General features: G+C 44.4%; 10 protein-coding genes. 8 read left to right on the forward strand and 2 right to left on the reverse strand.

Annotation, left to right across the window (positions count from 1 at the left end):
* Positions 1–10 precede the first annotated feature (10 nt).
* Positions 11–2332: an NADP-dependent malic enzyme gene (locus tag FD973_RS01215; RefSeq protein WP_215323842.1), complete on the forward strand. Its 2322-nt coding sequence runs from the start codon at positions 11–13 to the stop codon at positions 2330–2332.
* 128 nt (positions 2333–2460) lie between these two features.
* Positions 2461–3081 carry a barstar family protein gene (locus FD973_RS01220; RefSeq protein ID WP_215323843.1) on the forward strand — a complete coding sequence of 207 codons (621 nt, stop codon included), beginning with the start codon at positions 2461–2463 and terminating at the stop codon, positions 3079–3081.
* A gap of 33 nt (positions 3082–3114) precedes the next feature.
* On the opposite strand, the gene FD973_RS01225 is transcribed toward FD973_RS01220, so the two are convergent.
* Positions 3115–3876 (reverse strand): 16S rRNA (uracil(1498)-N(3))-methyltransferase, encoded by a 762-nt coding sequence (locus FD973_RS01225; protein WP_215323844.1) that lies wholly within the window; start codon positions 3874–3876, stop codon positions 3115–3117.
* A gap of 44 nt (positions 3877–3920) precedes the next feature.
* On the opposite strand from FD973_RS01225, the gene tkt reads away from it, so the two are divergent.
* Positions 3921–5912 carry a transketolase gene (gene tkt / locus FD973_RS01230; protein ID WP_215323845.1) on the forward strand — a complete coding sequence of 664 codons (1992 nt, stop codon included), beginning with the start codon at positions 3921–3923 and terminating at the stop codon, positions 5910–5912.
* Positions 5913–5953: 41 nt separating this feature from the next.
* Positions 5954–6982 carry a type I glyceraldehyde-3-phosphate dehydrogenase gene (gene gap, locus FD973_RS01235; protein WP_215323846.1) on the forward strand — a complete coding sequence of 343 codons (1029 nt, stop codon included), beginning with the start codon at positions 5954–5956 and terminating at the stop codon, positions 6980–6982.
* A 123-nt stretch (positions 6983–7105) separates the two neighbouring features.
* On the opposite strand, the gene fur is transcribed toward gap, so the two are convergent.
* Positions 7106–7558 (reverse strand): ferric iron uptake transcriptional regulator, encoded by a 453-nt coding sequence (gene fur, locus FD973_RS01240; protein WP_215324657.1) that lies wholly within the window; start codon positions 7556–7558, stop codon positions 7106–7108.
* 49 nt (positions 7559–7607) lie between these two features.
* Between fur and FD973_RS01245 the strand changes: the two genes are divergently transcribed.
* The 4 genes from FD973_RS01245 (at position 7608) to lptE (ending at position 12472) form a co-directional block, all read left to right on the forward strand.
* A complete protein-coding gene (locus FD973_RS01245; protein WP_215323847.1) occupies positions 7608–8324 on the forward strand; it encodes an outer membrane protein assembly factor BamE in 717 nt (238 codons plus the stop codon).
* A gap of 81 nt (positions 8325–8405) precedes the next feature.
* Positions 8406–9206, forward strand: a complete 801-nt coding sequence (gene dapB / locus FD973_RS01250) for a 4-hydroxy-tetrahydrodipicolinate reductase (protein ID WP_215324658.1) — start codon at positions 8406–8408, stop codon at positions 9204–9206.
* 43 nt (positions 9207–9249) lie between these two features.
* Positions 9250–11922, forward strand: coding sequence for a leucine--tRNA ligase (gene leuS / locus FD973_RS01255; RefSeq protein WP_215323848.1), 2673 nt, complete (start codon positions 9250–9252; stop codon positions 11920–11922).
* 52 nt (positions 11923–11974) lie between these two features.
* Complete coding sequence (lptE, locus tag FD973_RS01260; protein ID WP_251368797.1) at positions 11975–12472, forward strand: LPS assembly lipoprotein LptE; 498 nt, start codon at positions 11975–11977, stop codon at positions 12470–12472.
* The last annotated feature ends 4 nt before the right edge of the window (positions 12473–12476 follow it).

Here is a 12476-nt window from a genome sequence, read left to right on the forward strand (position 1 = left end):
GAGTTAGTGAATGAGCAAAGAAAATAATAAAGAACAACAAATTGCAGCTTTAAGAGAGGCAGCCCTTCAGTATCACGAGTTTCCTACGCCAGGAAAAATTGAAATTGCGCCAACGAAGCAGCTTACAAATCAACGCGATCTGGCGCTTGCATATACTCCTGGCGTTGCCGCGCCCTGTGAGGAGATTGCTAAGGATCCTGCGAACTCTTTTAAGTACACCGCGCGTGGAAATTTAGTTGGAGTTATTACAAACGGAACTGCCGTATTAGGTTTGGGAAATATCGGACCGCTGGCAAGTAAGCCTGTAATGGAAGGTAAAGCAGTTCTCTTCAAAAAATTTGCTGGGATTGATGTTTTTGATATTGAAGTAAATGAAAACGATCCCGAAAAGTTAGTTGAAATTATTGCCGCATTAGAACCGACATTTGGTGGCATTAATTTAGAGGATATCAAAGCACCAGATTGCTTTGTTGTCGAGCGCAAGTTGCAAGCTCGCATGAAAATTCCAGTCTTTCATGACGACCAACACGGTACAGCAATTGTGGTTGCAGCCGCCATCCTCAACGGCTTGAAGGTGGTTGGTAAAAAAGTAGAAGATGTAAAGCTAGTTACATCGGGTGCTGGCGCGGCTGCTTTGGCTTGTTTAGATCTTTTAGTTGACCTAGGTATCCAACGCAAAAATATTTGGGTAACCGACTTAGCTGGCATTGCTTACAAAGGCCGTAAAGAATTGATGGATCCCGAGAAAGAGCCATTCTGCCAAGAAACAGATTTGCGCACCTTGGATCAAGCAATTGAAGGTGCTGACATTTTCTTGGGTCTTTCTGCCGGTGGCGTATTAAAGCAGGACATGGTTAAGAAGATGGCTCCAAAGCCATTGGTTTATGCCTTAGCAAATCCAACCCCAGAGATTCTTCCGGAAGAAGTGAAAGAAGTTCGTCCAGATGCTGTGATGGCAACTGGTCGTACCGATTACCCCAATCAAGTTAACAACGTATTGTGTTTCCCATTCATATTCCGCGGTGCATTGGATGTGGGTGCAACAACGATTACACGTGGCATGGAAGTTGCGGCAGTCAAGGCTGTAGCTGAGTTAGCTCAAGCTGAGCAGAGCGAAGTGGTTGCTTCTGTTTATGGCATTGAGAGTCTGTCATTTGGTCCCGAATACTTAATTCCAAAACCATTTGATCCACGTCTGATTACAGTTATTGCTCCCGCCGTCGCCAAAGCGGCGATGGATGATGGTGTAGCTCTTCGTCCGATTAAAGATTTCGATGCCTATCGCAATCAGTTGCAACAATTTGTGTACCACTCTGGTACTTTGATGAAGCCACTGTTTAGTATTGCTAAGCGAGTACCAGCAAATCAAAAACGGATTGTGTTTGCCGAAGGTGAAGATGAACGTGTATTGCGTGCCGTACAGATCATTATTGATGAACACCTTGCCACACCAATTTTGATTGGCCGTCCAGCAGTTATTGAGCATCGCATTGAGAAGTTCGGCTTGCGCATGAAAGCGGGAGATGACTTTGAGATTGTGAATCCAGAGAATGACGCCCGCTATCGTGATTTCTGGCAAACCTATCTTGCCCTTACCGAACGCAAGGGTGTGACAGAGTCATTTGCCAAACTGGAGATGCGTCGTCGAAATAGTTTGATTGGTTCAATCATGATCAGCAAAGGTATGGCTGATGGTATGGTTTGTGGCACAGTTGGTAACTCTGCAACCCATCTAAAGTATGTTGATGAGGTAGTTGGTCACGAGGCTGGTGCAAATGTATACGGCGCAATGTCTGGTTTGATTCTGCCTGGTCGTCAAGTATTCTTGGTAGATACACATATCAACATTGATCCTAGTGCGTGTGAGTTGGCTGAACTCACTTTGATGGCTGCTAGTGAAATGCGTAAGCTGGGCTTGGTTCCAAAAGTTGCCTTACTTTCCCACTCTAACTTTGGATCCAGTAATGCTCCTTCTGCAGTAAAAATGCGTGAAGTATTAGCGATCATTCAGAAGGCAGATCCAACTTTAGAGATTGATGGTGAAATGCATGGCGATAGCGCATTGGATGAAACTATTCGTGCAGGCGCAGTTACTTCGTCTCCATTAAAAGGCGATGCAAACTTGTTAGTTTTGCCAAATATTGATGCTGCAAATATTTCTTATAACTTGTTAAAAACTGCAGCTGGCAATGGCATTGCAATTGGTCCATTGTTGTTAGGTGTGGCTAAGCCTATTCATATTCTGACTCCTGCAGCTACAGTTCGTCGTATTGTGAATGTGACAACTTTGGCGGTAGTTGAGGCTGCGAGCAACGCTAGAGGTATTTCTTAAGTGTTGGTAATTTATGTAAGTTAGTAATAACTTACATAAATTATTTCTTTATAAATCAGTGTGTTAGGTAAAATGCACTGTAATTGGGCTTGATTTGATGGCGTGTTAAGGGTAACCTAGCACCCATCATGAATAATCGCTCTGAAAACAGCAATACAGCCAGTTTCGAAGAACAAAGCCGCGCTGAAAGTTGGGATAGTAATGATCGACTCGAATCCGAATCATCAGCTGCCAACATTTATGCTGAAGGTGGCTTATCTCGTTTACAAACCTATGCAGCAAATCAAGTTTCGGGGAAAAAAGTGACAGCTTCTTGGCGTGCCGCTTTGGCCGTTCGCGATGCCGGACCGCCGGCAATGTTGCGCAGTGTGCGCCCAAATATCGTGCAATCTATCCGTGCATTCCGCACTCCCGATCTTCAGGAGGCTGCAACGGAACTCGGTCAACACTTCATTTATGCCAATTGCGCTAACGCCGTGACTAAGGGTGAGGTTTTGGAGTCTATTGCGATTGCGTATTCATTTACGAAGCAGCAGGCGAAGAACTATGACCCTTTATTGGATGCGTTAACCACTACGGTTGACAAGTCAGGCCCACAGCCTGGTTTTGTCGTGGTGCTTGAAGGCTTGCCTTGTACTCAGAAGTTTGACAAAGAAGCTCGCGAAACTCTTTTAGATGTTTTCCGTGATGCCGTAGATTTCTGGGCTGAACGCCGAACCCCATATCGGGTTTTCTATTCTTTTGCTTAACTTCTAAAGAGTTAAAAACTGCACAAATCGCCTCTATTTGAGGCGATTTTGCATTTCAGGGTTCCATACGCTATGGACTGCTGTAATCGCCACCACCCCCGCCGTTTCAGTTCTCAATATGCGTTCACCAAGTGAGACCAGTTGATATCCCGCGGCCTCTGCTTGGGCTTCTTCCTCTGGAGAGTGCCCGCCTTCTGGCCCAATCATTAAGACAATATCTTGCGGATCATTTTCAAGTAATACTGAGTACAAGCTTTTTGAAGCATCCGGACTGAGTAATAACTTCAGCGCGGGTTTGGGACTTTCTTTTAAATAAGCTTCAAATGTCTGAATGGGCTCTAGGTTTGCAAAGACGGTCCTATCGCATTGCTCACAGGCAGCTTGAATGATGCCTTTCCAATGCCCAAGTCGTTTCTGGGCACGCTCTAAGTCGCTAGAGCGCGTTAATTTTAAAATTGAACGCTCACATTGGATGGGGGCAATATTTTGCGCGCCAGTTTCAATAGCCTTTTCAACAATCCAGTCCATTTTGTCACCGCCTGCTAGGCCCTGAGCCAGAGTAATGGCATATGGGGTCTCTCTATGGGTGTCTAGGCGGATATCTGTAAGTCGAACTTGACCAGTTTTTCCGCTTAAGGATAGGAGTTCTCCGGTGGCAACCTGGCCTTTTCCATCAAATATCGGAAAGAATTCACCAGTTTGGATGCGGCGTACGCGTAAATGATGAGCAAGCTCAGGGGTGAGCATGTTTGGCTTTTCGGATTCCCATGGTCCGGGAAGATAAAATTGAGGCATTACTGAAATATAGCCAATTTATTTTTCTCGAGACCAAATTTACGATGTCAAACCTTCAAATTCGCATGGCTAATGCCATTCGCGCTTTATCCATGGATGCGGTACAGCAAGCAAATTCAGGCCATCCTGGCATGCCAATGGGTATGGCAGATATTGCAGTTGGACTTTGGAATGAGCATTTAAAACACAATCCAACGGATCCACATTGGATTGATCGAGATCGTTTTGTTTTGTCTAATGGTCACGGCTCAATGTTGCTGTATTCACTTTTACATCTCTCAGGCTATGACTTGCCGATTGAAGAGTTAAAGAATTTCCGCCAATTGCATAGCAAGACACCAGGACATCCTGAATATGGAATCACTCCTGGAGTAGAGACAACGACTGGACCATTGGGTCAAGGGATATCGAATGCAGTAGGAATGGCATTAGCTGAAAAATTACTCGCCGAAGAATTTAATCGCCCAGGACATAACATCATCGATCACTACACCTATGTATTTTTAGGTGATGGTTGTTTGATGGAGGGTATCAGTCATGAAGTGTGCTCATTAGCGGGCACATTAAAGCTGAATAAATTGATTGCATTATGGGATGACAATGGCATCTCGATTGATGGCAAAGTAGTTTCTTGGTTTAACGAAGATACTCCAAAGCGTTTTGAGGCTTATGGGTGGAATGTGATTCGTGATGTTGATGGCCATGATGCAGAAGCTGTATCGGCTGCAATCACAAAAGCTAAAAAGAGCGATAAACCTACTTTGATTTGTTGTAAGACTGCGATTGGTCAAGGCTCGCCAAATATGGCTGGCAGCGACAAAGTGCATGGTTCCCCGCTAGGCGCAACAGAGATTGCCGCCACTCGTGTTGCTTTAAATTGGCCTTATGCTCCTTTCGAAGTGCCAAAGGATATTTATGCTGCTTGGGATTTTAAAAAACGCGGTCAAGCTGCTGAGCATGAGTGGAATAAAGAGTTTCAAAAATATAAAAATAAATATCCAGAGCTAGCTTCTGAATTACAGCGTCGCATGGAAGGTGAGTTATCAAAAGATTTTTCCTCAACATTAAATGCGTATTTAAAAACTTGCCAATCGAAAGCGGAAACGATTGCTACTCGTAAAGCAAGTCAAAATGCAATTGAAGCATTGGCTCCTGCTTTACCAGAATTTATGGGTGGCTCCGCTGATTTAACAGGTTCTAATCTCACTAACTGGTCAGCGTGTAAAGCTGTTCGCGCTGATCAATGGGGTAACCACATTAACTATGGTGTGCGTGAATTTGGTATGAGCGCCATCATGAATGGTATTGCCTTGCATGGTGGTTACATACCTTTTGGCGGCACTTTCTTAACTTTCTCTGACTACAGTCGCAATGCATTACGTATGGCTGCGTTAATGAAATTACGCAGCATATTTGTATTTACTCATGACTCTATTGGCTTGGGTGAGGATGGTCCAACTCATCAGTCTGTAGAACATGTCGCTAGTTTGAGACTGATTCCTAACCTCATGGTTTGGCGTCCATGTGATACCACAGAGAGCGCTGTGGCTTGGGGTGCAGCGATTGAACGTAAAAATGGCCCATCTGCTTTGATCTTTAGTCGTCAGAATTGCCCATTTGTATCTCGTACATCCGCGCAAATTAAAGATATTGCACGTGGAGCTTACGTGCTACGAGATCCATCGGGCAATATTGATGCAGTCATTATTGCGACTGGTTCTGAAATTGCTTTGGCATTACAAACGGCAGAAAAATTAGAAAAAGATGGTCTCGGTATTCGTGTAGTTTCAATGCCTTCCACTACAGTCTTTGATCAACAAGATGCTGCGTATAAAGCAAAAGTTTTACCAGCTAACATTCCACGTATTGCTGTTGAGGCCGGCGTGAGCGATTTTTGGTGGAAGTATGGTTGTGCAGCTGTGCATGGTGTCGATACTTTTGGTGAGTCAGCTCCAGCTTCACAGTTGTATGAATATTTTGGATTAACAGTCGATCAGATTGCCAAGACTGTGAAGCAATGCATCGCAATTCAATAATCGAAGTACGAAACAAATTCAATATTAGCAAGGGGAAATCAATGACAATTCGTGTTGCAATTAATGGTTATGGACGTATTGGACGCATGGTCTTACGTGCCTTATATGAAGATCAAGTCAATGGCAAACCACGCCGCGATATTAAGATCGTTGCTATTAACGCCATGGGCGATATTGCTATTAATGCTCATTTAACTCAATACGATTCTGCACATGGCCGCTTCCCTGCTGAAGTTTCAGTAGATGGCGATTGCATGGTTGTGAATGGCGATCGCATCAAAATGTTCTGTACACGCAATCCCGCTGAAACTCCATGGGGCGAGTTGGGTGTTGATTTGGTTTTGGAATGTACTGGTAAGTTCACTTCAAAAGAAAAAGCCATGATTCACATTGAGCAGGGCGCAAAGAAAGTATTAATTTCTGCTCCAGGTGAAAAAGATGTGGATGCCACAATCGTATACGGCGTAAATCAAAATGTATTGAAGCCAAGTGACGTGGTGGTATCTAATGCAAGCTGCACAACAAACTGTTTAGCTCCATTGGTAAAGCCATTGTTAGAAAAGATTGGCATCGAGTCGGGATTGATGACAACGATTCATGCCTTTACAAACGATCAAGTATTAACGGATGTGTATCACAAGGATATGCGCCGCGCTCGCTCTGCTGTTACCAGCATGATCCCAACAAAAACTGGCGCAGCGAAAGCGGTTGGTCTAGTTTTACCGGCATTAGCAGGTCGTTTTGATGGCTTTGCAATGCGCGTGCCTGTAATAAATGTTTCAGTGGTGGATTTAACTTTTGCTGCTAGCCGAGCTACTAGTGTGGATGAAGTAAATGCGATTTTGAAGACTGCTAGTGAAGGTGAGCTCAAAGGCATTTTGGGCTTTAATACCTTACCGTTGGTTTCAATCGACTTTAATCATGATCCCCGTCCAAGTATTTATGACGCGTCTCAAACTCGCGTATCAGCAGACGGTAAGCTGGTTAAGGTTTTGGCTTGGTATGACAACGAATGGGGTTATTCAGTGCAGATGCTCAATGCCGCAGAAGCTTTAATGGCTGTAAAGTAATCAAAAGTCGTTAAAAGTAGATAAAAGTCGTCAAATATCGATTAAATCTTCTTTTTTAAGCTTTATTTATGTAAAAAGACCTCAATTTGAGGTCTTTTTTGCTTCTGAGGTATCAAAAATTGGCTATTTTGTTTGCTTATTGCGGCAATTTTTCTTCTGGCAGTGGCCGTACATTGCTAAAGCATGCTCTTGAAGCTTAAAACCGAGGTTTTTGGCGATATCCCGCTGCCTTTTTTCAATAGCCTCGTCCACAAACTCCTCAACATGGCCACAATCAATGCAAACCAAGTGATCATGGTGCTGACCCTCATTCAGTTCATAGATCGCTCTACTGTCACCTTTGCTGGATTCAAAATGGCTCCGAAGGAGCAGTCCGGCACGCTCAAACTGGGTTAGGACCCGATAAACCGTTGCCAACCCGATTTCTTTATCTTCTTTTGCAAGCGCCATAAAGACATCTTCAGCGCTAAAGTGGGTTCCCCCATTTTGATGGAAAAAATCCAAAATTTTCATTCTTGGCCCAGTCGCTTTTAGGCCAATATCTCGTAAATCTTCAGGGGTACGGTTTTGGGTCATATTTATGGCATTGGGAGCTAAAATCAATGTCTTAATGATACGGCCAGCCATGCAAAATTGCCTTGAACTTTTTACCTGTCCTTTGAACTCGGTTTTCAAGGGTTTTTCTCTTCTTCCGCGCTTAGGAGTTCTGGCTGCATCCATCGCAATTGCTTTAGGTACTGTTGGTTGTACTTCCGCAGTTGACGAAACTCAGCGCGCTTGGATGAATAAGATTTTCAGACCCTATGTTCCTGATATCGTGCAGGGCAATTTTATTTCTAGCGAGCAATATGCCAAATTGCAAGTAGGAATGAGTCGCGAGCAGGTTCGTCAAATTTTAGGTACTCCACTCCTAGCAAGTTACTTCCATGCCAACCGTTGGGATTACATTTTTGAATTCAAGCGTGCTGGTCAAGTTGTTGGTAAAGAGCGTCACGTGACCGTATTTTTTAATGGTGACAAAGTAGTCAAGTTTGAAGGTGATGCACTGCCGACTGAAGTGGAATTGGTGGCTGAGATTGACGGCTATGCAAAAACGAAACGCTCCTTTTGGGATGTTATTACTGGATCAAACAAGCCGCCAGTGACGCCGCCATTACAGCAACCTGAAGTGCTGGTTCCAAGCAAAACAGATAACTTACCTGCTGGTGCGGTTGTTCCTGCCGCTGAAACAAGTGGCTCCTTCTGGGACTTTTTTAGTTTCTCCAAAAAGGATCCGCAACCACAGCCTCAGCCTTTGGGTCCTGGCGCATTAAATGATGTGCCAGCTAGTGAAGCTAAGTAAAAATACTTTGAATACTTTGTGTTGTTGCTGAATTTAGTTTCCTCAGCAATGTTTAATGAATAAGAAACGAAGAAACAAATGATGAAGATCGCAATTGCAGGGGCTACTGGTCGTATGGGAAAAATGTTGATTGAGGCAGTGCTCAATTCGACAGATGCAACACTTGTTGGCGCTTTGGAGCATGCCTCATGTCCGCAACTTGGTGAAGATGCAGGCGCATTCTTAGGTAAGAAAACGGGCGTCATGATTTCTTCTGATGTTGCGCAAGTGTTATCTAATGCGCAATTTCTCATTGACTTCACTAGGCCCGAAGGAACCATGTCTCATTTGGCGGCCGCCGAAAAGACCGGCACCAAAATGATTATTGGCACAACTGGCCTAACTTCCGAGCAAATTAATAGTTTGAAAAATGCTTCCGCAAAATTGGCGATTGTGTTTGCGCCAAATATGAGTGTTGGTGTGAATGCCACTTTTAAGCTTTTAGAAATTGCCGCCAAGATGCTCAATCAGGGTTACGACATTGAAATTATTGAGGCGCATCATAAGCACAAGGTTGACGCTCCTTCAGGAACTGCGCTCAAGATGGGTGAAGTTATTGCGGATGCCTTGGGGGAGAAGCTGGATGACGTTGCGGTCTATGCACGCGAAGGGCACACGGGCGAACGCAAAGAAGGTTCAATTGGTTTCGCAACCATTCGTGGTGGCGATATCGTAGGTGATCACACCGTTTTGTTTGCTGGTGATGGTGAGCGTATTGAAATCAGTCACAAATCCTCAAGCCGTCAGTCCTATGCGCAGGGATCTTTGCGTGCAGCGCGTTTCTTGCAAAATCAAAATGCTGGCTTATTTGATATGCAAGATGTTCTAGGCTTACGCAAATAATTACCTTATCAATTAAAAAATAGAAGAAAAGAGTTGTTCAAGAATGAGTAAGGATTACGACTACCGCAGTATTGAAGCGGCAGCGCAAGCTGATTGGGAAGCTGCGCAAGTCTATCAAGTGGCTGAAAATGCGGTGGATTCGCAGGGTAAACAAAAGCCCAAGTACTATGCCTGCTCTATGTTGCCTTACCCATCTGGCAAGCTCCACATGGGGCATGTGCGCAACTACACGATTAATGACGTGATGGCACGGCAACTGCGGATGCAAGGTTATAACGTGCTGATGCCTATGGGTTGGGATGCTTTTGGGATGCCTGCAGAAAATGCAGCGATTCAAAATAAAGTTCCGCCAGCAAAATGGACTTACGACAACATTGCTTATATGAAGAAGCAAATGGCTGCGATGGGTCTAGCAATTGACTGGTCGCGTGAAGTTGCCACTTGTAGTCCTGATTACTATCGTTGGAATCAATGGCTCTTTTTGAAGATGCTGGAAAAAGGTATTGCCTACCGCAAAACGCAAGTAGTAAATTGGGATCCGATAGATCAAACAGTTCTGGCAAACGAGCAGGTGATTGATGGTCGTGGATGGCGCTCTGGTGCATTAGTAGAGAAGCGTGAAATACCTGGTTATTACTTCAATATCACCGCTTATGCTGAGCAATTGCTTTCTGGTTTGGATGGATTGGGTTGGCCTGAACGCGTTAAGACAATGCAGCAAAACTGGATCGGAAAAAGTCGTGGCGTGCGTTTTGCTTTTAAGCATGAGATCGCTGACGATCACGGTAACTTTATTCAAGATGGTCTGTTGTACGTTTTCACTACACGTGCTGACACCATTATGGGAGTTACTTTCTGTGCAGTAGCGGCTGAGCATCCTCTTGCCACTAAAGCAGCTGTCAATAATCCTGCCTTAGCTCAATTTATTGAAAAATGTAAAACAGGTAGCGTAATCGAGGCTGATTTAGCCACCCAAGAAAAAGAAGGGATGTTTACTGGTTTGTATGTCACCCATCCATTGACGCATGAACCTGTTCCAGTCTGGGTTGGTAATTATGTGCTGATGTCTTATGGGGACGGTGCCGTAATGGGTGTGCCGGCTCATGATGAGCGTGACTTTGCGTTTGCACTCAAATACGACTTACCCATTAAACAGGTGATTGCACTCAAAGATGAATCCCCAATGTTTAATGCAACTCGCTGGGAAGATTGGTATGCCCAAAAAGAAGGTGTAGTTTGCTTTAACAGCGCTCAGTTTGATGGCTTATCGCACGAAGAGGCGGTGAGTGCGGTTGCAAAAGAATTAGAAAAGCTTGGTGTTGGAGAGATTAAAACCACTTATCGTTTGCGCGATTGGGGCATTTCTCGCCAGCGCTATTGGGGAACGCCAATTCCCATCATTCATTGTGGCGATGAAAATAATCCAGGATGTGGTGCTGTGCCAGTTCCAGAGACGGATTTGCCAGTAGTATTGCCAGAGGATTGTGTTCCAGATGGTAGCGGTAATCCATTAAATAAGCGCGCTGACTTTTTGAATGTGAAGTGTCCAAAGTGCGGTAAGCCGGCTCGTCGTGAGACGGACACCATGGATACTTTCGTGGACTCTTCTTGGTATTTCATGCGTTACACCGGTCCTGATGCAAAAACGATGGTTGATGATCGTAATGAATATTGGATGCCGATGGATCAGTACATTGGCGGTATCGAACATGCCATCTTGCATTTACTATATGCGCGCTTCTGGACCAAGGTCATGCGTGACCTCAACCTTATTACTTTTGGTGAGCCTTTCCAGAACTTATTAACCCAAGGGATGGTGCTCAATGAGACTTACTACTCTGAGGATTCATCTGGCAAGAAGACTTGGCTTAATCCATTAGAAGTGGAATTGGATCTTGATGAAAGAGGGCGTCCGCAAGGTGCCAAGCTAATTGGTGATACATCAAACACGCCGGTTGTTATTGGTGGCGTGGAGAAGATGTCTAAAAGTAAAAACAATGGCGTTGATCCACAAGCTTTGATTGATCAGTACGGAGCAGACACCGCGCGTCTTTTTGTTATGTTTGCCGCTCCTCCAGAGCAGCAATTGGAGTGGTCTGGCGCGGGTGTAGATGGCGCATCTCGTTTCTTGCGCCGTGTGTGGATGTATTCAAGTAGCCAAGCCAATACCTTGCGTGACGTATCGGATGTTTTACCTAACGATTTAAATGATGCTGAAAAAGAATTGCGTCGTGAAGTGCACACTATTTTGAAGCAAGCTAATTTTGATTATCAGCGTCGTCAGTACAACACAGTAGTTTCTGCGGCTATGAAAATGTTGAATATTCTTGAGCCAATCAAGCTTGATCAGAATGCCACTATTAGTGCACCGGTTTTGCGTGAGTGCTTAAGTATCTTGTTGCGCATTCTCTATCCAGTTGTACCGCATTTAACCCATGTCCTGTGGAAAGAGCTTGCCTATGAAAAGAGCTTTGGCTCATTACTAGATGCACCATGGCCATCAGTAGATGAAACAGCTTTGATTCAAACTGAAATTACTCTCATGTTGCAGATCAATGGCAAGTTACGCGGTGATATTCGGGTGCCAGCAGAAGCTAGCAAAGAACAAATTGAAGCTTTTGCTCTACAAAGCGAGCCGGCGCAAAAGGCCTTAAATGGCAATGCACCTAAAAAGGTGATTGTGGTACCAGGTCGTTTGGTAAATATTGTTGCCTAACCTTTTTATAGAAAATAAAGCGATGAGCGTAAATTTCCTAAGACGTTCAATAATGAGCCTAATTGTTACTGCTCCTTTGGGTGGTTTGATGGCTTGCGGCTTTCGCTTAAAAGGTATGGTGGATTTGCCTTACAAGGTAATTGCTATCACTGGTAATCCTTCTCCTCCTATGAGAGCGGATTTGCAAACCGCAATTTTGACGGGCACTGACGCTAAAGTGGCGATTAATCCAAAAGATGCAGATTTAATTTTGGAGATCACCAATGATATTAATGGCCGTGAGATATTGGCCTATAACTCTAATGGTCAAGTATCTGCGTATCGTCTCAACATCCGTGTTGGCTTTAGGGCATATGATCTAGCCGGCGCAGAAATAGTGCCAGAAGCAGAAATTTATATGACTAGGGATATGGACTTTACGGTTTCTACTGTTTTGGCTACCGATGTTCAGATCCAGCAATTCCTCACGTTGATGCGCAAAGATTTGGCAATACAAATCTTACGTCGTGTAGCTGCTGGTGCAAGAGCGCCACAAACAAAGTCATTCTAGAGGC

The sequence above is a fragment of the Polynucleobacter sp. MWH-Braz-FAM2G genome (assembly GCF_018687635.1).
Taxonomy (GTDB): Bacteria; Pseudomonadota; Gammaproteobacteria; order Burkholderiales; family Burkholderiaceae; genus Polynucleobacter.

What these genes read in the sequence shown, in the direction of transcription:
- FD973_RS01215 (WP_215323842.1), top strand. Translation starts at nt 11, where the DNA reads ATGAGCAAAGAAAATAATAAAGAACAACAAATTGCAGCTTTAAGAGAG.
- FD973_RS01220 (WP_215323843.1), top strand. Translation starts at nt 2,461, where the DNA reads ATGAATAATCGCTCTGAAAACAGCAATACAGCCAGTTTCGAAGAACAA.
- FD973_RS01225 (WP_215323844.1), bottom strand. Translation starts at nt 3,876, where the DNA reads ATGCCTCAATTTTATCTTCCCGGACCATGGGAATCCGAAAAGCCAAAC.
- tkt (WP_215323845.1), top strand. Translation starts at nt 3,921, where the DNA reads ATGTCAAACCTTCAAATTCGCATGGCTAATGCCATTCGCGCTTTATCC.
- gap (WP_215323846.1), top strand. Translation starts at nt 5,954, where the DNA reads ATGACAATTCGTGTTGCAATTAATGGTTATGGACGTATTGGACGCATG.
- fur (WP_215324657.1), bottom strand. Translation starts at nt 7,558, where the DNA reads ATGACCCAAAACCGTACCCCTGAAGATTTACGAGATATTGGCCTAAAA.
- FD973_RS01245 (WP_215323847.1), top strand. Translation starts at nt 7,608, where the DNA reads ATGCAAAATTGCCTTGAACTTTTTACCTGTCCTTTGAACTCGGTTTTC.
- dapB (WP_215324658.1), top strand. Translation starts at nt 8,406, where the DNA reads ATGAAGATCGCAATTGCAGGGGCTACTGGTCGTATGGGAAAAATGTTG.
- leuS (WP_215323848.1), top strand. Translation starts at nt 9,250, where the DNA reads ATGAGTAAGGATTACGACTACCGCAGTATTGAAGCGGCAGCGCAAGCT.
- lptE (WP_251368797.1), top strand. Translation starts at nt 11,975, where the DNA reads ATGAGCCTAATTGTTACTGCTCCTTTGGGTGGTTTGATGGCTTGCGGC.